15 protein-coding genes (1 of these 15 cut by a window edge) are annotated in these 26,277 nt (G+C 66.1%); 6 read left to right on the forward strand and 9 right to left on the reverse strand.

Annotation, left to right across the window (positions count from 1 at the left end; all coding sequences use genetic code 11):
- The 5 genes from ACQP2U_RS25040 to ACQP2U_RS25060 all read right to left on the reverse strand — a co-directional run.
- On the reverse strand, positions 1 to 8,737 hold the beginning of the coding sequence (locus tag ACQP2U_RS25040; protein WP_433709730.1) for a helix-turn-helix domain-containing protein. The gene continues 20,408 nt to the left of window position 1, outside the view; the window shows 8,737 of its 29,145 coding nt (coding positions 1-8,737); its start codon is at positions 8,735 to 8,737; the stop codon falls past the left edge of the window.
- A 9-nt stretch (positions 8,738 to 8,746) separates the two neighbouring features.
- A complete protein-coding gene (locus ACQP2U_RS25045) occupies positions 8,747 to 10,300 on the reverse strand; it encodes a hypothetical protein (RefSeq protein ID WP_433709731.1) in 1,554 nt (517 codons plus the stop codon).
- A gap of 18 nt (positions 10,301 to 10,318) precedes the next feature.
- Positions 10,319 to 11,713, reverse strand: coding sequence for a hypothetical protein (locus ACQP2U_RS25050; RefSeq protein ID WP_433709732.1), 1,395 nt, complete (start codon positions 11,711 to 11,713; stop codon positions 10,319 to 10,321).
- A 404-nt stretch (positions 11,714 to 12,117) separates the two neighbouring features.
- Positions 12,118 to 12,351 (reverse strand): hypothetical protein, encoded by a 234-nt coding sequence (locus ACQP2U_RS25055; protein WP_433709733.1) that lies wholly within the window; start codon positions 12,349 to 12,351, stop codon positions 12,118 to 12,120.
- A gap of 72 nt (positions 12,352 to 12,423) precedes the next feature.
- Complete coding sequence (locus tag ACQP2U_RS25060) at positions 12,424 to 12,978, reverse strand: hemerythrin domain-containing protein (protein ID WP_433709734.1); 555 nt, start codon at positions 12,976 to 12,978, stop codon at positions 12,424 to 12,426.
- Positions 12,979 to 13,098: 120 nt separating this feature from the next.
- On the opposite strand from ACQP2U_RS25060, the gene ACQP2U_RS25065 reads away from it, so the two are divergent.
- Entirely contained in the window at positions 13,099 to 14,559 is a 1,461-nt protein-coding gene (locus ACQP2U_RS25065) for an aminotransferase class I/II-fold pyridoxal phosphate-dependent enzyme (RefSeq protein ID WP_433709735.1), read from the forward strand.
- A gap of 9 nt (positions 14,560 to 14,568) precedes the next feature.
- Here the strand turns inward: ACQP2U_RS25065 and ACQP2U_RS25070 are convergent, their stop codons facing one another.
- The 3 genes from ACQP2U_RS25070 to ACQP2U_RS25080 form a co-directional block, all read right to left on the reverse strand.
- Entirely contained in the window at positions 14,569 to 16,038 is a 1,470-nt protein-coding gene (locus ACQP2U_RS25070; RefSeq protein WP_433709736.1) for a bifunctional phosphatase PAP2/diacylglycerol kinase family protein, read from the reverse strand.
- 137 nt (positions 16,039 to 16,175) lie between these two features.
- The gene (locus ACQP2U_RS25075; protein WP_433709737.1) at positions 16,176 to 16,313 is read right to left on the reverse strand and encodes a phosphotransferase; all 138 of its coding nucleotides are present in this window, start codon (positions 16,311 to 16,313) and stop codon (positions 16,176 to 16,178) included.
- Between the two features lie 201 nt (positions 16,314 to 16,514).
- Positions 16,515 to 16,943 (reverse strand): nitroreductase family deazaflavin-dependent oxidoreductase, encoded by a 429-nt coding sequence (locus tag ACQP2U_RS25080; RefSeq protein WP_433709738.1) that lies wholly within the window; start codon positions 16,941 to 16,943, stop codon positions 16,515 to 16,517.
- Positions 16,944 to 17,474: 531 nt separating this feature from the next.
- Between ACQP2U_RS25080 and ACQP2U_RS25085 the strand changes: the two genes are divergently transcribed.
- Genes ACQP2U_RS25085 through ACQP2U_RS25095 form a run of 3 tightly spaced genes read left to right on the forward strand, consistent with a single transcriptional unit; the run spans position 17,475 to position 20,491 of the window.
- Positions 17,475 to 18,953, forward strand: a complete 1,479-nt coding sequence (locus ACQP2U_RS25085) for a flavin-containing monooxygenase (protein WP_433709739.1) — start codon at positions 17,475 to 17,477, stop codon at positions 18,951 to 18,953.
- A complete protein-coding gene (locus ACQP2U_RS25090) occupies positions 18,950 to 19,855 on the forward strand; it encodes an SDR family oxidoreductase (RefSeq protein WP_397029194.1) in 906 nt (301 codons plus the stop codon). Before ACQP2U_RS25085 ends, ACQP2U_RS25090 begins: the two co-directional genes overlap by 4 nt.
- Before the next feature lie 12 nt (positions 19,856 to 19,867).
- Positions 19,868 to 20,491, forward strand: a complete 624-nt coding sequence (locus tag ACQP2U_RS25095; protein ID WP_433709740.1) for a TetR/AcrR family transcriptional regulator — start codon at positions 19,868 to 19,870, stop codon at positions 20,489 to 20,491.
- On the opposite strand, the gene car is transcribed toward ACQP2U_RS25095, so the two are convergent.
- Positions 20,492 to 23,971, reverse strand: coding sequence for a carboxylic acid reductase (gene car / locus ACQP2U_RS25100; RefSeq protein ID WP_433709741.1), 3,480 nt, complete (start codon positions 23,969 to 23,971; stop codon positions 20,492 to 20,494).
- A 137-nt stretch (positions 23,972 to 24,108) separates the two neighbouring features.
- Between car and ACQP2U_RS25105 the strand changes: the two genes are divergently transcribed.
- Positions 24,109 to 24,732, forward strand: coding sequence for a peptide deformylase (locus ACQP2U_RS25105; RefSeq protein WP_433709742.1), 624 nt, complete (start codon positions 24,109 to 24,111; stop codon positions 24,730 to 24,732).
- Between the two features lie 79 nt (positions 24,733 to 24,811).
- Positions 24,812 to 26,263 (forward strand): MFS transporter, encoded by a 1,452-nt coding sequence (locus ACQP2U_RS25110; protein WP_433709743.1) that lies wholly within the window; start codon positions 24,812 to 24,814, stop codon positions 26,261 to 26,263.
- The last annotated feature ends 14 nt before the right edge of the window (positions 26,264 to 26,277 follow it).

Raw genomic sequence — 26,277 nt, forward strand, 5'->3', positions numbered from 1 at the left:
CGAGCAGGCCGAACAGAGCCTCTTGTCTCATCCGGATCGCCAGCGGCTTGCCCTCGACCAGATCGGTGAGCTCGACGGTCATCTGCGCGCGGAGTTCGGTGACACTCAGGCCGAGGTCGTCTGCCAGATCACTGATCTCGCGTAGCAGGGCGTGGTACTGCACCAGCTGGCCGTGTACGGCTGGCTCACGTGCCTGTGCATATCGGTCGAAGAACTCCTCATTGCGTCGTGCGACCTCGGACGTGCGTGCCGGATCACCCAAAGACGCGCGCCCGAATTCGTACAGCTGTATGTAGTCGTAGAGCATCGCGCGGTCCAGGGCGCGCAAGGCCGGTTGCCGCCGAGCGCGCACCGGTTCGGCGGGCATGACAGACGTCGAATCAGGGACCGGCGGTGCTTCGCCCGGGTCGCCAACCGCATCGACGCCAGGCCTGGTCGGCAGCGGGGTTTCGCCGTCCGACGGACGACTGCCGATGAGATCGGGAGGATGGCTGTTCGGCGGCGCGGTCTCCGATATGGCATCCGGATAGAATCGCCGCATGAACACGCTGACGACCTCGTCCGTGGCTGCCAGGGCTTCGAGCGCGCGCTGTGCCTGTTCCCGAGTGATCTGATACACCCTGGTCCGGGGGTTCGAGGCACGTTCTCTTGGTGCCCATTGGGTCACGCTCAGGCCGACGTGAGCGGCCAATTCCTTTTGCGACATTTTCCGACGCTTACGCGCGGCCACGAGCCAAGCGTTGGGGTGAGGGAATTTCGGATCTGCGGGATCGGGCAGGTTGTCGATTTCCGCTGTGAACGTTTCCCGGAGCACCGCCTCGGCTACGTCGGCCGGTGCATCCAAGGCATCGAGGATGCGCACAATCATTTCGCGGGTCGGCTTGACACCGCGCTCGAATGAACCGATGTATGTGGCCGAACCGGGCACGCCCATGCGGGCGGCCAGTTCCATGCGAGACGTGCCCCGGAAATCGCGGGCAGCTGCGAGCCATCGACCGAACGGCTTGACCTCGCCAGGGTCCGGCCACTCGAGCGGTTGCGTCTGTTCAGGGCGCGAGCTCTCCGGCTGCCGTGACCTCGGAGTGGCTCCGTTGGAGTCGATGTCGCCGCGCCGATCACGACCGCTTACCCCCGGGCGGCTGCCGATGAAATCCGGTGCGGATTCTTCGAAGGTGGCGACCACATCATCGGTGTCGGGGTGGAACATGACACCGTCGGACTCGGATACCCACCTGGCCATCCGCTCGTGGAAGGCCTTGAACACCCGCGCAACCTGTTCAGGTTCGGCACCCGGGTCACAGTCGCGGTACTGCACAATGATGTGCTCGCCCGCACGATATACGACTACGTCGAGGTGCCCAGGCGCTCGGCGCAATGGACCGAGAGTCAGTGGCACTCGCACCTCGTCGGGGCTTTGAGTGATCGTTTCGCTATCGGTCCGCACCCAGAATCCGTCGTCGTACGCGTCGAAGGTCGCCACGATGCTGTTCAGCAGGCCCCACTTGCGCATAGAGAACAGATCCGGCAGCGATGGCAATTCGCCCTGCCACAGCCGACCGAGAGATTCGTTGTTGAAATGGGTGTCGGTGAGGTCGAATCCTCCCCGCATCAGCACATCGCGTAACTGTGTTGTGCACATCGGGTCGGACAGGCCGCCCAATGCGTAGGGATACAGTTGCCCAACCGGGCGGCCGTCCTCGTCGGTGTACACCACGCCCCAGCCGGCCGCCTCGTCCCCCATGGCAGCCAGCACGTGCATCAGGTGGGCGTGTTCGCTCTCACCGACCATCCGGCCCCACCGGTCCATGACAAAGGAAATCCCCGCTGTCCCGGTCCGTAGTGGTTCGAAAGACGTACCTTGCACCGTGCGGAACTGTCCGTCGTGCGCGCCGAGCACCCGAGGCTGGAAATTCGAGCCGATGGCTTCCCGGTAGTCGTCATCGGTGAATGGTTCCTCCGACGTCACCCGATGAGCGGTATAGGCGGGCCGAAGAGGTCTCGGTGTTTCCGAGCCGTGGCGGGCCACGGTGTCGAGGTCAACCACAACCCGCGCCACCATTTGCGGCAAGAGCGGGTTCTGCTCGAGCCCGAGAAGTGTGCTGGCCCGCATCTTCGATGCGATGGCGGCGGCCGCGTAGGCCATTGTTTCGTGAATATCGATTCGCAGCTGAAGTAGCGATAAGCCCGCGTCGGTGGCCGGCCGGGACGATCCGAGGCGGTCCATCGCTGCCGCGACCGCGTGATCCACATCGCGCAGCCGGGCCACCGCCTGCTCGACATCTCGGGTTCGGGTCAGGAAGTAAATTGCCGCGCGGTAGGCATCCGGAATGTACTGCGTGGCCGACGCGCCGAAGTCGCGGTCCGAGCCGGTGAGCGCGCGCGTGAATTCGGCTGCCTTCACTGGCAGCGATCGCAGCGCCCGGATCAGTTCCGAATCCCAGTCGCCGCCACGGTGTTCGGTCAGGAGCGCATCGGCGACTTCTGCCCAATCCGCTGCGTCGACTCCGGCGGCCTGGTCCAGCTCGGCGGCCACTAGCAGTCGCTCCGGGAATCGGATCAGCAGGTCGAGCAGACCGTCGGGATCATCGGCGAAGGCCGGTGGCAGCGCCGCTGCCACCGGGAGCGCTCCGATGATGTGGAAGACGGCGGTCGCGGCGTCGGCGGCAGTCCGGGCCCCGGTGATCGACAGTTCAGTACTGCCGTCCGTGAGCCGCTGCCATCGCTCGGCCGCCAAGGCGATCTGTGCTCGTGCTGTCCCGATGGCCATGTTGACCGCGGGTGGTCGACCGCGATGCACGGCTGCCACATGAGCTGACGCTTCGGCATGCTTTTCGGCGAGGAAACGCTGTAACTCACGATCCGACAGCTGAGCTGCCCAGACTGTGAGTTCCTGGTGCGTGGCATGCACCGGGTCCGGCATCGAGGGCTCGTCCCGGGCCGCTGGATCTTCTTCGAAGGACTGCCGAGCGACCGGCTCCGGTGTGTAATCCGGTGGGTGGCTGCCGATACGTTTCCCCGGCTTGTCTTGTCCGGTGGGTGTGGGGCGAGGGGTTGGCGTCTGCTGCGCGGACTGCCTGGACTCTGCCGAGCCGGAGCTTTCCGGTGACGAGCTGTCGCCGCGCGGGCGATGACCGGACAGCGCGTACTGGCCCTGCCGAAGTGGCGGGGCGCGGCTCGACCACCGCGATGGCGAGGTCGAACCGGGATCCTGGGCGGAGACGACCGGACGCCGCGTCCTGGACAGGCGGACAAGGGGATTGCCCGCACTGTCGAATTCGATCGCCAAGATCTGCCGGTCCGCCTTGTCGAGCTGGTCGATAAATGGCTGCTGTTCGCGATGCCACTGCTGGAACGGGACGGCTTTGTTCAGCAGCGCGCGGGATCCGGCCAGATCGGCGGGGGTGATCGGGGACTCTCCGGGGGCGGCCGCGATGTCCAGGACGACCAGGTTCGGGGCATCTGCCCGGTCACTGTCGTTGACCAGCAGCACCAGGTGGCTTTCGACTTCTCCCTTGTTCATCCACTTGTAGACCAGCGCCTGGCTGCCCCCGGGCGTCGCTTTCAGCGATTCGGCGGCCTCGTCCAACGATTCGAATATGGTGAAGAAACCGCCGAAAGCCCGCTCCGTGGTTTCTTCGTCGTGGCCCCGCAGTGGCATGTCGGCAGGCATTTGGTAGGCCTGCTCGTTGTCGGGGTAGAGCACCCGCATCATCGTCACGCCATTGTTGACGCAGCTCTTCGGGCTGCGCTGGTGGATGGCGACGGCGATGTCGAGCAGAGCGGTGACGGCCAGGAAGGCGGAGGCGGCGAAAACGCGGAGTTCGGTGGCCGGGTCGCCGGCGGTTTCGGTGTCGGTGAGCAGGCGGGCGACCGCGTCGGCGAGCACGTCGCGGGCGGTTGCGGCGTTCACCTCGGTGGCGGGAACGTCCAGCAGGGCCGCCAGCTCGGCGCGGGCCGTGTCGACGGCGGCGCCGACCTGGCGCACGCCCTCCGCGCCCGCGAGCTGGGCGGGTTCCCAGCCGAGTTCGGCGGCCAGCCGGTTACGCTGCGGCCTCAGATGATTCAGCGCTTGCTCGTCGGTGAGGGTGTCCGCCTGCATCACTGTCACGGGCGGGGCGTGGTCGAGGTGCTGGTTCAGCGCTTCCACGGCAGCGGAGGAGATGCCTGCTCGTTCCAGCAGTCGGCTCAACGGGTCGTCGTCATCGTCGATGTCGAGTACGGCTGCGGCCGCCTGGACCGATGCGGGTATCCCGAGCCACCCGGCCAGCCGCGCGAACCGGTCCCCCCGCAGGTGCGGTTGGACGGTGTCAGGCCCGGCGTGCACGGCTTCCGTCGCGGCACGGCCCGTGTCTGCCCCCGCGTAGCCGGTGTCCGTCCCAGCCTGACCAGCATCCGCCGCGATTCGGGCAGTGCCCGACCCGGTGGGGACAGCTCCCGGAGCGACAGTCGGCTGGGGTGCAGTTGCGGAGCTGACAGCGGGATCTCCTGCGGCAGGGGGTGCGTTGGCCTGGCTGACGCGGCGCATCGCACGCTGCAGATAGGCGCGGTCGGCCGCCTCGTTCTGGAGGGGGGACGTCAGGCTGCGCATCTCCCGCTCGGCCGCGGCGACATCGGCCGCGGTGGCCGCGACCTTCGTCCGCGCCGCCTGCACGGCCTCTCCCGGTTGTGCCGTGTTCGTATTGCCCGCCTGCCGGGCCGCTTCGGTGTATTCGGCGGTGGCCTCTGCGTGCTTGGCCACCGCGGCCCGATAGTGGGTGATCGCGACCCGCGCACCGTGATGCTGTGCCTCGCTGTAGAGGCGGTCGGACGCGGCGACGCTGAAACAAAAACTACCGTTGCGGCCGTTGCGGCCCGCTCGCGCCGACCGCTGATGATCCTCGTCCGGATTGGACGGTGAACGCCCCAGCATGTGCGCGTGCGCCCCGCCCAGCCGATTGACCTCGTCGCTGATCGATACGTCGAAACCGCGGCCCAGCATCCCCGTGCCGACGGTCACCGCGCCCCGCAGTCCCGCGGTGTCCTTGACCGACAGCAGGTGCTCCTCGGCGGCATTGTTGTCGCGATGCGCGGCGAACCACTGGCCGTCGATCGCAGTGTGTTCCACGTCCGCCTTGGTCAGCATGAGCGAGAATTTCCGAGCCAGATCGTTGAACGGGCAGATCACCAGCACCGGCCGCCCCTCGGCCTGCAACTGCTGCACCCGGCTCACCGCGTCCCGCAATTTCTCCGGCTCGGTGAGGAATATCCGATCCTGCTCCCCCACCAGTTTCGACCGGCCGAAATCCTCTACCTTCGCCAGACCACCCTCGACCGGGAAATTCTCCTTGATCTCCGCCGCGGTCCGCTCCAGCGTGCCCGACATCAGATGCAATTTTTCGTACCCGCCGAGGACGTCCTCCACGGTGACCTGTTTCGATCCCGTCCCATCGGAATACACCGGGGCACCGAACATGGCCTCCACCATTTTGTGGCGGCCACCGAACCACCGGCTCTCGGTACCGATCTTCGGATCGCTTCGCGGCTTCCCGTACTCGTCGAGAATCTGTACCTTCTTCTCGGAATCTGTTCCGAAGATCTGGAAGTCCCGATTCAGTTTCAACCGGCCCGCCTTGACGTCCAGGAAAGCACGGGCCATCTCGGTTTCCTCGGCGGTGAATTTCCGCCCGGCGTAGCTTTCCCACAACCGGCTCACCGTGTCCAGGCACTGCTCGGGTTGCTCGCGCAGCGACCGCGCCGTCAGCGTCCGTGCCGCCCCGACTTCCTCCGGCGACAGCGCCCGTACCGCCCCGGACTCCTCCGCCGTCAACGGTCCGTCGTGGAGTGCCTGTTCGAAATGCACCGCCAGGTCTTTCGCCGGCGTGATTCTGCTGCACAACACGGCTTTCAAGAAGTCACGCACCCGGCACACCGCGGCGGCCTCCCCCGCCGAGGCGATCTCCCGCTGCCCCTCGGACTGGTAGTGCACCGTCTGGTTGTGCACCAGCACCGCGTCCGCCTCGTCAATGGTCGCGGTCTTCCCAGGCGGCGGCCGGTCGAACAGCTCGGCGGTCGCGCGCTCGTCGTAGGTCATGTAGTACACGGTCGGGCGGTCCACCTCGCCCGGCGGGTCGTGCGGATCCCAGCGCGCGACCTCGTACCCGAGACTGCGCAGCATCGGCGCGAATTCCCGGACCCCCTCGTTGGCCAGCACCTCGGTCGTGGTGATCACATGGTGGACCCGAACCGACTCACCGCTCGCCAGCTCCACCGGCTCCCCGCGCGACAACTGCCACAACGTATCCAGCGCACCGACCATGGACTTGCCCTGGCCCGTGCCCATCTGACGCATGAACCCGTGCTCGCCGAGCAGGAATGCCATGATCTGATTCCACCGCGGTGTCTTCCCGGTCCCCTCCCGCATCGCGTCGATGTATCGCAGCAGCGATTCCACCCGATCGCCATGCTCCATCGCGTGCCTGCGCTGTTCCCACGACTCACCGACCAGTTCCTCCTGCCGCAGCCGATACAACGCCAGCGCCTTCTTCGCCGCGGCCTTGAACTGCGTTTGCTGCTCGGCGGTAAGGTCCTGCTTCGTCGCCGGATCCGCCGACGGCAGCCCCACCAGCTCCTGTGCCAGCGCCTCCGCCGGGCGGTCGGGTCCGTCGTGCGCCGACGGGCGAGCGTCAGTGGGCACCGCATCCTTGGTGTGCTCCACCGCCGACGGCTCATGCGCGGGCGGTACATCCACCTGCTTCGGGGCCGCAACCCGGGCCGGGCCCTCACCACCGGCACCATGGCGGCCGGACGCATTGCCCATCTCCACTGGAGGATCGGCCTTCGCCGCCCCCGGTCCTGGCCGCGGAGCCGCCGACTCGTGCCCAGCCGCACCGTCGCCCGCCGGAGTCACGGCGCTCCGGCCGATACCGACCGAGTGCGCGTCGCCTTCGCCGTGGCTTGCCGATTGCTGCGGTTTCGAACCGGAGTGGTCGTCGCCCGCACCCGCCAGGAGTGCACCAGCAGCCACACCACTCCCAGCCTGCGCACCGCCACCGCCACCGCCACCGAGCAGACCACCAGTGGCCTGCGCATTGCCGCCACCGGCGGAACCGTGCCCACCGCCACCGGTTTGCGCATCGCCAGCGTGCGCGCCGCCGCCACTACCGGCCTGCCCGCGGTCCCCGGTTCGCGCATCGTTGGCGCCACCGGCCTGCGCACCACCGCCACGCGCATCGGCACCATCCTGCTGCGCATCACCGGTATGGGTACGATCACCGGTCTGCGTAGCGCCACCAGCGCCCTGCACATCCGCACCGGCCTGCGCACCGCCACCGGAACGCTCATCACCACGGTCTGCTGCTGCGTGGTCGCCTTGCCGCGCAGGCGAATCGGGCTTGCCTGGTCGCCCGTCCGCCGCTGCCCTTTTGTTCGCGTCTTCATCCGGGGCAGGAGCCTGCGCACCCGATCCCGCATCGGCGAGGCGCCGCGGAAGGTCTCCCGGCTCGTGCTGTCGGTCGACCGTCGCTCCGGGCGAACCCTCCGATACCAGGTGCCCGCCGAGCAGCGCCGCAGCCTGGCTGGGCGCAGCCGAGTTCGTGAGCTGCGGGATGATGCCCGCATTGCTGTCCACCGGAGCGGGCATCAGAGATTTCGTCTCCTGCGGAGCCCCCGCCGGCCGCATCACGGCATCCTTGCTGAGACTCACCGTGGGAGGATCCGGAGGGACGTAGGCACCGCTGCCGTCGACCACTTCACCGAGGGCGGAACCGGGATTCGAGTGGGCCCCGCCGTGCACATCAACGACTCCGGCGAATCCGCCGTTGAGCAGCGACGTCAGGACGTCTTCGGAGGTTTCCGGCCAGCCCGTGATCAATGCCGCCGCACCCAGGCCGGACACCGCGCCCGCGACCCCCTGTACCAGCCCGAGTGCCGCGCGGCTGGTCGCCAGGGCGGGAACGACCTTGGGCGCGAACACGCCTGCGGCCATGCCGCCCAACGCACCTCCGGCTCCCGACACTGCTGCGGCCTCGATCGACTTCACATCGATACCCATCGGGTTCTCCCCGTTGGGGCCCTTGACGGTCGAGACCCGGTCGCCGGACCCGACCTGCATGAGCTGTACCCCGAAATCCACACCCGCGGGCAGCGCGGCGGCCGTGCCGACGGCAAGAGCGAACCGGTGCGGCCCCAACGCCGACAATCGTGCCGCCGTCTTCGCCGCGCCCACCTTGTAGGCCTTCTCCAGGCCCACGCGCATCAGCGCGACCTTGGCTCGGCCCTCGACCAGCATCGACTCCACCATGGGAGCCGCCGCAACCTCTCCTGCCGGACCGGCTGCGGCGGCTACCGCCACCATCCGGATGATGCGCCAGGCCAGCTCGACACCGAACACCAACATCACGCACAGTGTTTTCTCCGCATCGTTGGCGGCCGCGTGCGCTTGATCGGCCAACGCCAGCGCTTCCTCCCGCAGCCTGACCGCGCCCTCGCGCTGCAGATGCAATACTTCGCGCACTCGGTCACCCAGCGCACCCAGCGAATCCTCTTGCGTCAGTAGCTTTTCCGCGTCTTCCGCATGAGCGTTCATGGCCGCGGCCTTGGCCCGCAGCTCCGCGGCCATCCATCGCATCCCGGACACGTCGGCGCGTGGCAGTTCTCCCCCGAACACCAGCGTTACGATCGGGCGCCGCACTCCCGCGGGCAATTCGTCGAATGCTTTGCGCAGCTCCACGACTGGGTTCAGCGACCACAAACCGTCCACCGGCACCACCTACCGCGACGTCGCGTCGACCAGCACCGCGTGCAGTGCTCGTGCCTGAACGCTCGCCTCGTCGCCGCGCAGCACGACATCGGCGAAGGCGGCGCCGAGGGCCCGGCGCACGTCGAACCCGCGTGCGTCCCCGGCGGCCCCGGTCAACTCGTCGCGCCAGCGCCGGTAGCCGCGCACTACCTCAGCGAATGTGCTGTTCCGTACCCCCTCGAGACGCAAATACTCCGCGATCAGAACATGCTGTGCCCGCCTGCTTGCGACACCGCCACCGGCGAAGTCGAGTGCCCGGCCGAATTCGCGCAGCGTCGCCAGGTAGATATCCAGCTCCGCCGATTCGGCGTCGGATTCCGCCGCTCCGGTCGCTCGCGTCGCGGTCCGCTGATCGAGGGTGATCGACCGACCGGCGTCTGTGCCCCGCGTATCGCGTGGTTCGAAACTCCACCGCACCGGCCCCGATTCAGCATCGAGCTCGGCCACCGCGACGACATCGAGCGCGATCACCGGGTAGTCGGTGAGCACCCGGTCCACAGCGGCCGCGAATTCTCGCATGACCGGCACCTGCAAGCCGGGGATATCGAATCCGGTTACCCGTACGTCGTGGTGCTCGGCCAGAGCTCGGGCCAGCCAGCCGATTACGGGATCCGTAGCCGGGCGCGCGTCGGCGCGGCGCTGATCCCGCGATTCGTCGGCGGGCTTCGGCGCCCGTGGCGAAGACGGCAACCGAGGACTCGACGGGCTCGCCTGGGCAGCGGCAGGTGGTCCTGCCGTTCTGGGCGGCTGCCCGGACCACGGGGTATCCCGCCGTCCCACACCGCCCGGTGAGCCTGCCGCCGCCTGCCGCGCGGCGGGGGTACGGGGTGCGTCCCGGGTGGCGGCCGGGGGGAACACCCCGGAGGCCGGAGGCCGGTGACCGGAGTCTCCGGCCGGCTTGCCGGGGTTACCGTTACCCGGTCCGCCTGCTCCCCGCTCCCTCTCTCGGCCTGCTGACCGATTCGAAGGATCCCGCAAGGGACCGCTCTCCGGCGTGGTGCGTCCCGCGGACGCTTCGGGTGTCCGGGCCCCGCCGGGGACGGATCGCTCGGTGGGGTCGGCCCGGTCCGTGGGATACGCGGGCGCCCCCTTGGCCGGAAACGTCGTCGCGGGTTCGGACGTAAGTGGCGACTGTGCGCCCGCGGGCGGCGACGTGCCCGGGCTGCCGATCGGCCAAGGCGACGCAGACTCGCCGATCGGGTCCAGGTGGTCGGCGGCAGTGCCGATCCGGCTGGCGCCGAGCATGTCCTGTTCTTCGAATCGGCTTGCGGCGTCCACTATTCCGGCCGCCGTGCTCTTCAAGCTCTGCTCCATCGCCCGCAGATGGGCCAGCAACTGGTCGGCATGCGGCTTGAACTCCTTGGCGAACGCGAGACCGAGATCGTCGTCGCCCCAAGTGCCGTCGGCGTGCGCCAGGGAATCGCGTAGTCCGGCATAGGTTTGCCCCACGCGGTCCCCGAGTTCGGCCAGCCGCGCTCCCCGATTTCGCAGCTGGTCCGGATCCAACCGAACATCATCGTTCACGTCGCGATCGCCCTCCGGTCAGGCTCGGCCGTTGCCGCGCAGCCGGAACCGTCGCTCGAAGCCGGAGACGAACATCGACCACGGCACCGACGTGGTCGAGCGCTCTACAATGCCATCATCGGCAACATAGAAAACCGCACGGTCCAAAGCGATTTCGCCGTCGGGCACCGGCGAACGCACCATCCAGCCCACGCTGATGCGATCGGCCCGCAGTGACGACAACGGATACCCCGTGGTGTCGTACTCCTGTCTTCGGATGTGATCACGGACGAGGTCGAGCGCATCTGCTTCGCCGATCCCCTCGGCGTGGTTCGCGTCCAGATCCGCGAGCATGAACTGGAACATCGCGCCATCGATGTCGGTGCCGTCACCGTCACCGAAGACCTGCACGATCGCCTGCCGAGTCACCGCGCCGACCTGCGCAGCCGACACCAACAACTCGGCCGCGCCCGACGTACCACCCGACTGGTCGTCCAGCAGGTTGCCGACGACACCCGCCACGGTGCCGACGGTCCACACCGCGGGCAGCGCCGACGCGCATTCCGATATCGGCGCGGACTCACCCCGGTACCACTGGCCCGCCTCCCACCAGTAGCAAAACGACAGCAAACCGGTTGCCGCCCGCGGATTGAGCACCGGATCAGCCACCCAATCCGGCGCTCCCGCAAACAATTCCGGCATTGCCGCACCCGCGTTGTACACGGCGTCCAAGACCGACGCATCCCACACACCACCCGACAGCACGGCCCGGTCACCGGGCAGTAGTGTCAACGTCGAGCCGCTGCGTCCGGCGCCTTCGAAGATGCCAACCGACGGACCGATCCGCGGCCCCTGCCCCGACCCGACCGCCACGAAGGCCGCCGCCAGCACCGCCCACCGGGCCCACAACACAGCCAGCTCCGGCAGCTCGTTATCCACGGCGACCGCCCGCAGACCCGCGCGCTGGTCCGCCCGCGTCGCGGCGGCAGCAGCGCGCGGCGGCCGCGTCCGACGGTCACCGCGCCCGAGGTAGGCCGCCAGCCACACCGGCAGCCGATCCCGCGGATAGCGTTCCAGGTCGGCGAGATAGGCCTCCGGTGCGAACAACTGCTCGCTGGGGAACGGCACCGCACCGTAATCGGCAGCGGTCTCGACACCGTCCGCATCGATGCCGACCAGCCACCGCCACCACGGCCCGCCGTCCGCGTCTGCCGACACCTGCCGATGCCGACGCACCACATCCAACACCGCATCCGGTACGGGGCACCGGATCGACCGGACGCCGTCGTTGACCATCAGGACTGCCGATTCGGCGACTACGGTCATCGCGAAGCGCGCCTCCAGTCGCTGCCATCCGGGCGGGGCTATCTCACGCAGCCCGGCCACGATCCGATCGGCCAACGCCGCGAGGTCCTCATCCCCGGCCTGCGTCAAGGCGCTCTCCGTGTTCCGGGAACGACACGCGCGCCGAAACCTCGGAGGCGCCAACGCGCAACATGGATCGCGAACAGTTCACGAGCAGTCCCCCCAATCACCAGGATCGGTACGTCGTCATGATGTGGAAATTCCCAGGCTGAAGATTTCGCATTTCCCGCCCCGGCGCAACGTCGGCATTTACCAGCCATGGCAAACCCACCGCTCAGTGAACTCCGTCATAACGTGAACGCGACAGCACCCGGCAACGGCTCCGAAGACCCGGGACCATCCGAAGATCTTCCGGCAGAGCCGTTCCCGCATACGCAGGCGGCACCTCGGGCCATGATCACTCAGGCATGGGCTGACCAGATCCTGGCATCGGGTACCCCGACTGGAGTGCCGGTGCGGAATCGAGGTGCGCACTACGGCACGGTGAACTTCTTTGCCTGTCCGGAGACCACGATGCCGTCACGGTCGACGAGCGCCACCCGCACCTGCGCCTCGGAACCCGAAGCCAGCGGTGGCTGGCTGGGGTCCGCCGTCAGGGGAACGGTGGCGGCGAACGCGGGAGCGGCAGCCATCACCGACGCCGCGGCCATCGCGGCGAAGACAGCCGCGATCGGGGCAGAACGCCGAGAGTTCGGGGTAGTCATCATGGAGCTTCGTTCCTCCTGTGTGGCGGACATAGATCACCGAACACAACGGGAAGAGTTCGAATCCATTCTGTTTCAGTGGGAACGCATGTCGCGCAGGACATCCCGGGCTCGGTCGAATACGGCCAGCGGCGGACTCGTCACGAGGTTCGCCAAGCCGCTCTCTCCAGCATGCGGGTGCGGCCGGGTCGGGGCGAGGCGCTCGGCGGCGCGCACCATGCCGGCCCAGCGTTCGAGCTGGTTCACCGAGAACTGTTTGAGTAGGAAGGGGAATTCCTCGGTCTCCTCGTGTGCGGCATGTTCGGTGACCTTATCGGCGAATGCGGCGAGCTTGGCATCGAAATCGGGATGGTCGATCCCAATGTCGTACAGTTCGGCCAGTGCGCGCTTCACCGCGTTTTCCTCGGCCAATCTGGGCCCGATAATGTCGTCGGCGCCGAAGGCCGCACGTCGTGCCACCGCATGCACGACCTCCTCCTCGGCGGTCTCGTGCACCGCGAGTAGGCGCACCAGCTCGGTGAACAGTTCCCGCTTATCGTCTTGGCCCGATCTCAGCTTCTCGAGCAGGCGCCGGATCTGCTCGTGCTGGGCGGTCAGCAGATCGATCACGTTCTGATCCAGCTTTCCCATCGTGCACCTCATTTCTGGCGGCGGGGTATTACACATCTTCCTCCGAAGGCCGACCAGCGCGCCACGGGCAAACTCACCACCCAACCGTTTGCCACCTGCGCCCCTGGGTAGGTCGGCAATATGGACCATGCCGTAGCTCCTCTACTCGATGCCCTTGCTCAATACCGTGAGCTGGGACGATACGGTTTCACCCCGCCCGGCCACCGACAGGGCCGCGGCGCGGACGAGCGCGTACGGCGCATCATCGGCGCCGAAACGTTCGGTTCGGATGTCCTGGGCAACAGCGGGCTCGATGACCGCAAGGCAAGTGGTGGCTATCTGAAGCGGGCCGAGGAATTGATGGCCGACGCGGTCGGCGCCGACTATGCGTTCTTCTCGACCTGCGGTAGTTCACTATCGGTCAAGGCGGCGATGATGGCGGTCGCGGGCGGCTCACCGGGCCTGCTGGTGGCGCGCGACAGTCACAAGTCGATCGTCGCCGGTCTGATCTTTTCCGGTGTGCAGCCGCGCTGGATCACCCCGCGCTGGGATGCCGAGCAGCACCTGTCCCATCCGCCGTCACCCGAGCAGATCCGGGAAACCTGGGAGCGCTATCCGGATGCGGCGGGGGCCCTGATCGTCAGCCCGAGTCCGTACGGAACCTGCGCCGATATCCAGAGTATCGCCGAGGTGTGCCATGAGCGCGGCAAACCGCTCATCGTCGATGAAGCATGGGGCGCGCATCTGCCGTTCCACGAGGAATTGCCCACCTGGGCAATGGATGCCGGTGCGGATGTCTGTGTGGTCAGCGTGCACAAGATGGGCACTGGATTCGAGCAGGGTTCGGTCTTCCATCTGCAGGGCGACCTCGTCGAACGCGAGCGTCTCTCGGCGTGCGCGGATCTGTTGATGACGACCAGCCCGAATGTCATGGTGTACGCGGCGTTGGACGGTTGGCGACGCCAGATGGTCGAGCACGGTCATGAATTGCTCGGCGCCGCACTGAAATTGGCCGGACAACTGCGTGCCGATATCGAGGACATTCCGGGACTTCACGTGCTCGAAGACGAGCTGCTCGGCGCCGAGTCCTCGCACGATCTGGACCGTATGCAGGTCCTCATTGATGTCAGCGAGCTAGGGCTGTCCGGCTACCAGTGCGCCGATTGGCTGCGCGAGAACGCGCGCATAGATGTCGGTCTCAGCGATCATCGCCGGATCATGGCGACACTGTCGATGGCCGATGACGAGTCGACCACCGGGCGGCTGCTCGACGCGCTGCTGTCGCTCAGCGCGGCGGCATCGGAAATTCCGGCGCCGGAACAGATTCGACTCCCCGATCCCCAAGAACTCGAGCTCGAAACCACCATGCTCCCGCGCGACGCGTTCTTCGGATCGGTCGATACGATCGAAATGAAGTCCGCCGTCGGAAGGATTGTCGCCGAGCAGCTCACGCCGTATCCGCCCGGTATTCCGGTCGCGGTCCCCGGGGAGCGGCTCAACGAGCCGGTGATCGACTACTTGGTCACCGGTGTGCACGCCGGAATGGTGGTGCCGGACGCGGCCGATAGTTCGATGCGGACGGTTCGCGTGGTCGCCGAGTGACGCACGGCATCAATTCGGCTCTTCCCGGCGCACCAGTGTGAGTGTCGCGGGACGGCTGGTAAAGGTGAAGTCGTCACCGCGGTAATCGACCTCGCCATCGGTGGCTAGCGCGACCGGGCCGTCCTCGATGTGTACGCTGATCCGGTCGGCGTGATGGTTCACGTAGGTCGCGGAGCGATCGAGGGTGCCGGTGAGGGTGGCCCAGATCAGTCGGGTTCGGGAAAATGGCAGGTCCGCGCGCAGATAGCGGATATCGAGGGTGCCGTGGCGCAGCGCGGGGCGCGACATCGGGATCTGGTGAGCGGGACGGTAGTGGCCGTTGCCGACGAACAGCATCCAGATGGCGGTGCGGGTGCCATCGATGGTCGTCGGCAGCGGCTGTGCCCGGAACAGCACCCGGAGCATGGCGATTCCCGCGGCGGGCCATTTGCCCAGCCGCGGCTCCCAGTGTTCACGGAAACGGACGAAGTCGGGATAGCCGCCGAGACTTGCGGTATTGACGAAGGTTCGTGGCTCGAGTCCATCGGATCGGACCTCGGCGGTATCGGTTCGGACCGCCTCTCCCGATTCCAACGCGGCGAGGGTGTCGTCGAGGCATTCCACACCGGTATCGCGGGCGAAATGGTTGAGGGTGCCACCGGCGAATACCGCCAAGGGCAGCCGATACTCGACAGCTGCGGCGGCGACGGCCGAAACCGTTCCGTCACCGCCGAATACGCCGAGTGCGGCGATCTCATCGCGGCCGACTCGCTTATCGATCTGGGTGGTGAGATCGTCGGTGACCGACAAAATCTCTGCGGCAGGCAGTCTTTCGTGCAGAAATCGCAGTTGTTCGGAGCCGGTGCCACCACCCGCGCCCGAATTGATCACCAGCAGAAGCCCGAATCCGTCGCGCATCGGGGTGATTCGTTCATGCGCGCCGAGTTCGGCGGGCTCATCGTCGCGCTGCGCCCACCAGCGCCGGGTGCCCAGTGCGATCGCGCCGCCCAATGCCCCGCCCGCTATCACATCAGAGGGCCAGTGGACGCCGATGTGCACACGGGAGTAGCCCACGGCCAGCGCAATCGGCGCGACTACGGCCGCCGCAGCGGGAGATTCGATGGCGACGCCGGTAGCGAAGGCCGCCGCGGATGCGGAGTGGCCGGAGGGGAACGAGGAGGACACCGGCGGTTTCACCAGCCGGCGCACGAAGGGCACCGATTCATCCGGCGGTCGGCGGCGCGGAAACAGCGGCTTCGCGATGCCGTTCGCGACCGAACTGGCCAGCGCGACCGAAACCAGCCCACGCACAGCTGCCCGCCGCGGCGCTCGACCACCCAACGCCATCAGCCCTGCTACCACCAGCCACAACCGACTGTGGTCGGCGCTGATGCTCAGCGTCCGCAGGAACCGATCGGCTGCGGTCGGACGCGCCCGCGCACTGCGCGCCACGAGCCATGCGTCCACCTGACTCGCGAGCTTCCGTGACTGCCTACGCATCCTCACAGGCTATCCACGATTCGTCCTACGAGTATCCGCGAGTCCGGTGAGTCCAGGTCAGGCGTCATTTCGCGCCCGGCTGGTGTTGCCATGTCCAGCTCGTCCGTGCGCGTCTCGGCACACTGGAAGAGTCGACATCACCGTCTCTCGGTTCCAGTGGGGGCATGGCCTGCATCGATCAGCCCAGCGAACATCCCGTCCCGGACGACCACGTTCGCCGGATGTAAGTCACCATGCAGCCACAGTTGCGCGTCCTGCCAGACGGGCGCTGCCACGGCATCTCCCAGACTTCCCGCGCGCTGTCAGCGCTAGTAGACCCGCGCTCACGATGCAGGTTCGGCTGGAGCTCTTGACTGTTGGTTCGGCCGACGCGAACCGGACGTGCCCGCCCTGGCGAAACGCGACCGGGTTTGCGGTTCGGGGTGGTGGTTGGGCTATGAGTCGACGAACCGCACGGCTGGTGTTGGGTGCTTCCCTCACGTCGGCACGATTTCGAAAACCGGATGGGTGCGGGCGTTTTCGAGGAATTGCTGTGGTGATGAGTCCATATTCACATCCAGGTAGGGCAGCACGAAAAACCGTCGATACAGCGCCACAATGGGTTGGGGAACGTGCGGCGGCCCCGACAGCAGCGACGCGCGGAACACCTGGGCCGCTTGATCGGTGGGCAATTCCACGGCCGTCACCGTCTCGAGGTGCCTGCCCTGGCGCAGTGTCGCCTTGCCTTGTGCCGCACGCAGGTTGCGTACCCAGTTCACCGTTCCGTAGGACGCCACCAGGTATCTTCGGCCGTCTTGTTCGAACACCGCCAGCGGCGTCTGGATCGCGCGGCCGGTGCGGCGTCCGCGCACGGTGAGGACATGGAAGGTCCACATCGGCAATCCGGCGCGTATCACGGTTCGCATCCACGCGTTGGATGCCCTGACACCCCACCCGGCTCGATATGGCTTGGCCATGAACTCGAGCGTCCCACCTGTCCGTCGGCGTAGACAAGGGGCCTGGGAGCAGCCTCGATGAAGTCGGGTCGCCCAGATGAGCCGGTCGTCGAGCCGACGGCAGCGTTCGTGATCGCGGCGGTGGAGTCGACCGCCCGGTTTTCGGTTCTCGTCGGCTCGCGAAATTATCAAAGCCGTCGCGCACAGCCCCACATCGATGAACTCCGCCGCGGTGCCCGAATCGACCTCACCGCGCGCTCCGGAGCGTGACACCGACACACGGCCGGGTTCGGACGACGCGGACGAAGGCAGACCGTGGTCCTCGGAGTATGCCCGTCGGCGGCGATATGCCGCGGCGCGCATTCCGGAATCGATAGCTGGGCCGTTGACCTGCGATAACACTGCCGGACCTTGACACAGGAACGGCGGTAGAGGAATCATATGATTCCAATGGAATCAACCGATTCCCATAAGGGCGCATGCTCGTCCGGAGGAGTGCAGATGGATCAGCCGACAGCGCGACCCGACCATGTGCCGATTGTTGTCATCGGCGCTGGGTTCGCCGGTATCGGATTGGCGGTGAAACTGCGCGAAGCTGGATTCCGCGACTTCGTCATCCTCGAACGGGGCTCCGACCTGGGCGGCACATGGAGCGCCAACACCTACCCGGGTTGCGCGTGCGACGTGCCTTCGATGCTGTATTCGTATTCCTTCGCCCCGAACCCGAATTGGTCCCGCCGCTACGGCACCCAGCCGGAGATCCTCGACTACTTGCGCGGTGTTGCGAATAAATACGATGTGCCACAACACATTCGGTACGACACCGAAGTACTCGACGCCGTATGGGACGAGCCTGCTGGACGGTGGCGCATCCGCACGGGGCAGGCAACCCTGACCGCAGATGTGCTGGTCTCGGCGATCGGGCCGTTCAGCGAGGCGCAGATCCCCAGGCTGCCCGGTATCGCGAATTTCACCGGCACCCAATTCCATTCACTGCACTGGGATCACGACCACGATCTGACCGGTGAGCGGGTCGCGGTGATCGGCACCGGCGCGTCCGCGGTGCAGTTCATTCCGGAGATCCAGCCCATCGTGGAACGGCTGACGGTGTTCCAGCGTTCGGCGCCGTGGATCGTGCCGCGCATGGATTGGGCGACCAGCACCGTCGAGCGCACACTCTTGCGCCGGATGCCCTTGCTTGGCAAGACGATCCGCGCCGCATATTTCACCGGCATCGAGGGATTCGGCCTGGTCGGGTTCGTGGACAAACGGTTCCGTCATCCGTTCGAGGCACTGGGCCGATTGCAGCTGCGTCGGCAGGTTCCCGATCCGCGACTGCGCCACAAGCTGACGCCCGACTACATGATCGGCTGCAAACGCGCGATCTTCTCCGACTCCTACTACCCCGCGCTGTCCAAGCCCAATGTCAAGGTGGAAACCGCCGGGATCGCCGAGATCCGCCCGCGATCGATCGTCACCGTCGACGGCACCGAACACCAGGTCGACACGATCATCTGGGGCACCGGATTCGGTGTGCCGCCACGGATATTCGAGGCCATCCACGACACCGCGGGGCGCACACTGGCACAGCTGTATCGCGAACGCCCACGCAGCTATCTCGGCACCAGCGTTACCGGATTTCCGAACTTCTTCACGACTCTCGGGCCATTCGGCGCGGCCGGGAACCAGTCGGCGATCTTCATGATCGAGGCTCAGATCCGCTATATCGTGGACGCGGTAAAGAATATGCGCGACAACGGACTCCGCCGTATCGAGGTGCGACCGCAGGCGCAGCGGGACTTCGTCGAGGAAATGGAGCAGCGCAGCCGCGATACCGTATGGGTCACCGGCGGCTGCCGTAGCTACTATCAGACCGCCGATGGCCATCACAATGCCGGGCTGTATCCGAACTGGAGTTTCGAATATGCCAGGCGCACCAAGCAATTCGACTCCGACGCCTACCTGATCGAGGCATCATGAACCTGCTACGGCTGTTGCCGACCAATGACACCTTCGATGTGGCCGACAAGGTGGTCGTGATCACCGGTGCCGGACGTGGCATCGGTGCGGAACTGGCGCAGATCCTGCACCGCCGCCGCGCGTGGGTCGTCATGCTCGACGTGGACGAGGCCAAGGTTCGCACTGTCGCCTCGCGACTTGGGTCACGAGCCGTCGCACTGCGCGCCGATGTCGCCGACCGCGACAGCATGGTCGCCGCCATGGCGACGGTCCGCGATCGTTTCGGCCGCATCGACCTGGTGATCGCCAATGCCGGTATCACCCCGATGCCCGCCACGCTGCGCACGATGGATCCGGCCGATTTCGACCGGGTCATCGGTGTCAACCTGACCGGCGTGTTCAATACCGTACGACCGGCGCTCGACGATATCGTCGCCACCCGCGGCCACGTCGTGGTGGTTTCCTCCTGCGCGGCATTCGCGCCCGGTATGGGCGGGTCGCCGTACATGATCAGCAAGGCCGGTGTGGAACAGTTGGGACGCGCGCTGCGGGTCGAACTCGCCGCTTCCGGCGCCACGGCCGGGGTCGCCTATTTCGGCATCGTCGACACCGCCATGACCCACGACACGCTCGATGACGATGAATTCGGCCGTGCGGCCGATGCCATGCTGCCCTGGCCCCTCAACCAGCGCATCAGCGCCGCTCAGGCCGCTTCAGCCGTGGCCGATGGCATTGCCCACCGGGCCCCGCGCACCATCGCACCGCGCGTCTGGGAGCCCTATTCGCTGCTGCGTGGCGCGATCAACGTGCTGATGGACCAGTACCTCAGCACCGATGAACAACTGCGTGTTCTGCTTCGCAAGCTGGAGCAACGCCCGCGCAGTGAGTCCAGCCTGGAGCAACGCGAGTCCAGCGGCGCATGACATGATCCAACCGTGAGTTCGTCAGCCACTACCTGGCGCGGCAGCACCATGGCCAGCCGTGCCGCCGAGCGCCGCGAACAACTCGTGCGCGCGGGCTATGCGCTGCTCGGTGGCGAGGGCGCGGCGGCGACCACCATGCGGGCGGTATGCCGCGAAGCGGGCCTGAGCCTGCGCTATTTCTACGAGAACTTCACCGACCGCGAAGCCCTGCTGATCGAGATCTACGACCAGACCGCGCGCGGGCTCGTCGATGCCGTCAGCACCCGGCTCGGCGACGCACCTGCCGACGAAACAGCCCGCGCCCGAGCGGCATTCGATGCGGCGGCACAGTATTTCGCGGATGATCCGCGCCGTGGCCGGATCATGTTCCGCGAGACCCTCGCCGATGACACCCTGCGCGCTCACGGCGCCGACGCACTGCCTGCCTTCGTCACACTCGTCGCCGCCCAGCTCGCTCCGGAGCAAGCCACACGCTTCACCTCCACTTCGGGCCGGATTCCGATGCCGGTCAGCGCGATATCCGGCGCGCTCGTCGCACTGTTCCTCGATTGGCTCGACGGCGATGTCGAGGCCAATCGCGGGGAGGTCGTCGACTACGCCACCCAGCTCACCATCACCATCCTCGGGCTCACCTGACTACAGCAGTCCACGCAATCGCAGATCGCTGACGTATTTGTCGATGAGCGCCGGGGTCAGATGCGGAATATCGTGTTCGGCGCCGACTTTCGCGGCTTGTACGGCAGCGGCGAACCCCTTTGCCGGGATGGCGGCGCCATGGATCGGCCGAGCGGGTCGGCTATAGGCGTGCAGCAGCGGTAGCAGCGAGGCCTGCCGCTGTCTCTCAGGGAGGCCGCGCAGCGCGGTTTCGAATCGGCTCAACCATTCGTGATAGTCATCGATCCGCCGGATGGGATGGCCGGATTCGATGAGCCAGTCGACGAATTCGTCGAGGGAGATGCCGTCGTCGTGTGGGTTGAGGACGTCGAAGGTGTGGAAATCCGTGCGCGCCCGGCTGCCTATGGTGGTGATCGCTTCGGCGGTGAAGTCGGCGGGCAGACCGTCGTAGTGTGCGCGTTGGCGTTTGCCGTCGGCGTCGGTTTCGTAGAAGGAGTACGGGGCGATGCCGGTGGACACCAGGCTCAGCAGCAGTCGGGTGAACATGTCCGCAACGTTGAGCTGGCCGTCGAATCGACTGTGCGCCAGGATCATATCGGATCGGAAGACGGCGACCGGAACGCCGCACAGATCGTGCGCTTCCCGCAGCAGGACCTCCCCTGCCCATTTGCTGTTGCCGTAGCCGTTGGCATAGGTGTCGTCGATCGCACGCGTAGGGCTGATTTGGCGGATATCGCCGTCCTCCACGAAGGACGACGGCTGGATCGGGGCGGCGACTGCCACGGTGGACAGATATGTGACGGGCTTGATCCGCGAGGTGATGGCCAGGCGGATGAGTTCGGCGGTGCCGACGACATTGGGGCCGAACAGCTGGTCGTAGGGCAGCACATGGTTGACCAGCGCGGCCGGGTGCACGATCAGGTCGACGGTGTCGGCCAGTCGATGCCATGTCGCATCATCCAGGCCGAGATTTGGTTCGCCGATATCACTCGGCAGCACTTCTAGGCGGCGGGCGGCCAGTTCGCAATAGCGCCGCAGCAGCTCCGGATCACCGCTGTCGAAGGCCTCGTCGAGTCGTTTCCGTGCTGCCGCGGCGTCTTTGCCGCGGATGATGCAGATAAGTGTGCCGTCGGTCGTGTCCAGTCGCTCCAGCCATTCCAAGCATAGGAACCGGCCGAGGTAGCCGTTGGCACCTGTGAGCAAGACGGTCTGCGTTTCGACCGCATGTGGGAGATTCGTTGCGGCGGAGAGTGTTTGCGCATCGATGAACTTGTCCAGCGTCAGTTCATCGGCACGCGCGAGGTCGCCGTGGGTGTGGATCGCGGCAAAGGTGGGGCGGATCGCGCCGGTCCCCTGCGCCGATTCGACGTATTCCGCCAACTCACGCAAACCGTTGGCCGGGCTGACGATAACGCCCACCGGTACCTCGACGGCGAAAATATCGCGAAGCAGATTCGAAAACGACAGCGCGGATAGTGAATCGCCGCCCAGGTCGGTGAAATGCGCATCCGGTCGCAGATCGGTTGTCGCACAACCGAGCAATGCCCGTGCGGCTCGGCTCACGGTTTCCAGAACCGGCCGGTCGGCGGCTTCGCGGCGCAGTGTGAGCAGTTCGCTCGCCTGTCCTTCGGCAAGTTCGACATAGAGTTGCCGCAGCCGCTCGCCGTAGCGCTCGATCAGCTTGGGACGCAATAATTTACCGATGCCGGACAGCAGACCGTTTTCGGTGGTGAAGGGTTCGGTTTCGATCAGGAAATCGCGCGGGATCTCATACGATTCGAGATCGGCTTCCTTGGCGATGCGTTGCAGCGAATCACTCAGTGCCGCTTTGGGATCAGCGCTGTCCAGCGTCTCCTCGGTCGGCACGATCACCGCGAGCAGGTAGGCGCGCTCACTGCTGCCGTAGACGAAGATCTGCTCGAGCAGCGGGCTACTGGCATATACGGATTCCAGGTGTGCGACCGCGACGAATTCGCCCTGGGAAAGCTTCAGCACATTATTGCGACGGTCGAGATAGACGAGTTCATCGGGTCCGAGTTCGGCCACGATATCGCCGGTCCGGTAGAAGCCGTCCGCGTCGAAGATCTCGGCGGTGATCTCGGGACGCTTGTAGTAACCGGGAATCATCGTAGCGGTCTTCAGCAGCAGTTCACCGCGTGGATGTGGCTGGTCGGTGCAGAAATATCCCAGCTCCGGCACGTCCACCAGCTTGTAGTCGAGCACGGGTGGACGGCGGATGACATTGTCGACCATGACGGCGCCGCCTGCCTCGGTCGAACCGTAGCCGTCGTGCAGATCCATTTCGATGACCGATTCCATGAACGTCTTCATCTCCGCGGCCAGCGGCGCACTACCGACAATGGCAGATATGAAGCGTCCGCCCAGAAATTTCTCGCGTAGTTCGGTTTTCACCGCGCGGTCGAGTTCGGCGCGATCGCTACCCGGTTCGGCGCGGTGTTCCATTTCGCTCTGATAGCGCTGGAAGACCATATCGCACACGCGGGGCACGAAGAACAGCTCGGACGGCCGAACGAGGCCGATATCCTCGAACAGCGTCGAAATATCGCTTTCGGCCGTGAAATACACGGTGCCGCCACGGGCCAGCATGCCGTAGAGCGACATACGACCGGCCACATGGCTCATCGGCAGATAGCTCAAGCCGATCCCGGCGACCTCGGGCTGCGACAACCACATCGCGGTCACCAACCGGCCGGTATACATGGCACCCTTGGGAGTTCCGGTGCTGCCGGAGGTGTAGATCAGCAGCTCCAAGGCGTCGTCCTCGGGAACGAACAGCGGCACGGGCGGCAGGGCGCGACCGCGTTCGAGCACCGATTCCAGCGATTCCACCACTATCGGGGCGTGCACCAGACGGCTGCGGGCGGATTCGAATGCCTCGCGTTGATCATCGTCCTCAGGGTGGTAATCGAAGACCACGAGACGTTCCGGCGTCGGGCCGATACGGACGCATTCCACTGCGGCGGTGAGGTTTTCGGGCGTCGCGGCGAGGATGCGCGGTTCGGTCTCGGCGATGATCGCCGACAATTGCTTCGGAGCCGCACCGGCCTGCAGCGGTACGGCCACCGCGCCGAGATACAGACACGCCAGATCGAGCGTTGTGTAGTCGCTACTGGTGAAGCCGAGTGTTGCGATGAAATCCCCTGCATGGATCGGGTTTTCGGGATCGTAGTGCCAGGCGGCGGCGATCGCACCGACCCGCGCCCACAACTCGCCGTAGGTGATGGTCGCGAATTCGGGCAGCAGTCGCAGCGTGCGCCGCCCCGACGCGTCCGTGGTCGGTTGGCGGACCCGATATCCGAGCGCGGGACGATCGGCGTAGGCCGTCATGACCGTCGCCGCAATCTGCGCGGGCCCTATTCCGGGTTCTCGGATCGCGGCGAAAGTCTCCGGAATCGGTCGCGCGTCCCGAATGTCCGAATATTTCGCGTACATATCGGCGATGCGATCCATGAGCCGTTCCATCGGAATATTACTCAGCATGGCCAGCCTCCTTCGCACATAAAAGACGCTTATATCCAGTAATACGTTAGCTTGACTAAATATTCCAGCTTCGAGCCGAATCAGGCGACGGACCGGCCAAATCATCGCGCCGCGCGGCGCCTTGCGATCCTGAGACCATGACGATCCCGCTTCCCGATCTTGTCGAAACGCTGCTCGACGGTCCACTCTCCATTGTTACCGCAGGCGATCCTGTGCTGCGCACGCCCGCCGCGCGCTACGACGGACAGCTGACGCAGGCGCAATTGGACCGCCTGGTGCGGGCGATGCGGGACACGATGCATGCCGCGCCCGGTGTCGGACTGGCAGCACCGCAGGTCGGGGTACCGTTGCGGCTGGCGGTACTGGAGGATCCGGCCGAGGTGAGTGAGGAGGTGCGCGCGGTACGCGGCCGGTGCCCGTTACCGTTCCGAGTCCTGATCAACCCGACCTACGAACCCATCGGCGAAGCACGCGCCGCATTCTTCGAGGGCTGCCTGAGCGTTCCGGGCTGGCAGGCCGTCGTCGCGCGCCACGCCCACGTACGCCTGCGCGGCCAGGACGCAGGCGGCCACGAACTGGACGAGGAAGTCTCCGGCTGGCCCGCCCGCATCGTCCAGCACGAAACCGACCACCTGGATGGCACCCTCTACCTCGATCGCGCCATCACCCGCTCGCTCACCTCCGCGCAAACCCTGATCGACCGCTGGTCTCAACCAACCCCCACCGCCGCGGCCGAGGCCCTGGGCTTCGACTTACCCTGAGGGCCGGTATCCAGGTGTTGCCAGTACCAGTGTTATCGGACTCCTGTTACTGGTGTCGGATCGGTTGCAAGCTCATCGCATGACTCAGACCTTGCAGCCGGGCACCGCTGCGGCCACGTCTGCCGCTGCCGGACCGGCAGATCAACCCGCCGCGGTCGGTGCGCGGCGGACCATCGCGGTGCTCGCGGTGTTGCTCACGGGGCAGTTCATGGCGGTGCTCGATGCCTCGATCGTGAATGTCGCCATTCCTTCTATTCGTACTTCGTTGCATACCAGTGGATCCGCGTTGCAGTTGATCGTGGCGGGGTATGTGATCGCCTACGCAGTATTGCTCGTGACCGGCGCTCGGTTGGGTGATCGGTTCACGCAGCGCCGCACCTTCATTACCGGGCTCGCGGTGTTCACCGTTGCCTCGCTGGCCTGCGGTTCGGCGTGGAACGAGTTCTCGCTCATCGTATTCCGATTTCTGCAGGGTGCCGGGGCGGCGGCGATGATTCCGCAGATCATGACCATGATCCAGCGCAACTTCACCGGCAACGCCAGGGCCAAGGCACTCAGCGCCTACTCGGCGATCATTTCCGGCGGTATGGTCGTCGGCCAGGTGGCGGGCGGATTGATCGTCAATGCCGACCTGTTCGGGAGCAGCTGGCGCGGCGTATTTCTGGTGAATGTGCCGATCGGTGTGGTGCTGCTGTTGATCGCGCCGCGGGTATTGCCCACGGCGACCACGCAATTCGATCGGAAGCTCGATCTGGCCGGGCTGACCATGCTCACCATCTCGGTACTGCTGCTCGTACTGCCGCTGGTATTGGGACATGAGCAGGACTGGCCGCTGTGGACGTGGATCGCACTGGGAGCCAGTGTAATCGGTGTCGGATTGTTCGTGGCGATCGAGCGGGTGGTTGCGGCACGCGACGGTGAACCGCTGTTCGCACAGCGGGTGCTGAAGTCGCCGGGCCTGGCGCTCACCGCGGGCACGCTGTTCACGATCATGGCGACCTTCGGTGGCTGGATGTTCGTCATGGCGATCCACCTGCAGAGCACCCTCGGCTACACCGCACTGCACGCTGGTCTGCTGTTCATTCCGATGGGCGTGACCTTCGCACTGGCCAGTTTGAACTGGGAGCGCATCCCACACCGCCTGCACGCCAGCATGATTCCGTTCGGGCTGGTCCTCGGCGCGGCCACCATGGTGGTGCTGGGCACGATGCTGCGCAATGGCGCCGACATCGGGCCGCTACCGCTGGTCGTCTTCGGGATCCAGGGCATCGGCTTCGGGCTCGCTTTCAGTCCGCTGATGACCCGCACCCTCGCCAGGATTCCGATGGCCCTCGCGGCCGATGCCAGTGGCATTCTGGTGACCAGTGTGCAGCTCGGCATCGTGGTCGGGATCGCGTGCTTCGGGTCGGTTTTCCTCGGCCTCGCGGGCAGTACGCTGCCCTCGGCCGCACACGCGTTGGGCGGCACCGCTATTGCGGAGGGCGTCACCGTATTGGTTGCCGCTGCGCTGTCTGCGCGCGCCGCGCGATAAGCACGACAATCGAT

Origin of the sequence: Nocardia sp. CA-084685, from assembly GCF_050955785.1 — a bacterium.
Classification (GTDB): domain Bacteria; phylum Actinomycetota; class Actinomycetes; order Mycobacteriales; family Mycobacteriaceae; genus Nocardia.

What these genes read in the sequence shown, in the direction of transcription:
- ACQP2U_RS25090 (WP_397029194.1), top strand. Translation starts at nt 18,950, where the DNA reads ATGAACCTGCTACGGCTGTTGCCGACCAATGACACCTTCGATGTGGCC.
- ACQP2U_RS25055 (WP_433709733.1), bottom strand. Translation starts at nt 12,351, where the DNA reads ATGATGACTACCCCGAACTCTCGGCGTTCTGCCCCGATCGCGGCTGTC.
- ACQP2U_RS25070 (WP_433709736.1), bottom strand. Translation starts at nt 16,038, where the DNA reads ATGCGTAGGCAGTCACGGAAGCTCGCGAGTCAGGTGGACGCATGGCTC.
- ACQP2U_RS25065 (WP_433709735.1), top strand. Translation starts at nt 13,099, where the DNA reads ATGGACCATGCCGTAGCTCCTCTACTCGATGCCCTTGCTCAATACCGT.
- ACQP2U_RS25110 (WP_433709743.1), top strand. Translation starts at nt 24,812, where the DNA reads ATGACTCAGACCTTGCAGCCGGGCACCGCTGCGGCCACGTCTGCCGCT.
- ACQP2U_RS25085 (WP_433709739.1), top strand. Translation starts at nt 17,475, where the DNA reads ATGGATCAGCCGACAGCGCGACCCGACCATGTGCCGATTGTTGTCATC.
- car (WP_433709741.1), bottom strand. Translation starts at nt 23,971, where the DNA reads ATGCTGAGTAATATTCCGATGGAACGGCTCATGGATCGCATCGCCGAT.
- ACQP2U_RS25080 (WP_433709738.1), bottom strand. Translation starts at nt 16,943, where the DNA reads ATGCGAACCGTGATACGCGCCGGATTGCCGATGTGGACCTTCCATGTC.
- ACQP2U_RS25105 (WP_433709742.1), top strand. Translation starts at nt 24,109, where the DNA reads ATGACGATCCCGCTTCCCGATCTTGTCGAAACGCTGCTCGACGGTCCA.
- ACQP2U_RS25060 (WP_433709734.1), bottom strand. Translation starts at nt 12,978, where the DNA reads ATGGGAAAGCTGGATCAGAACGTGATCGATCTGCTGACCGCCCAGCAC.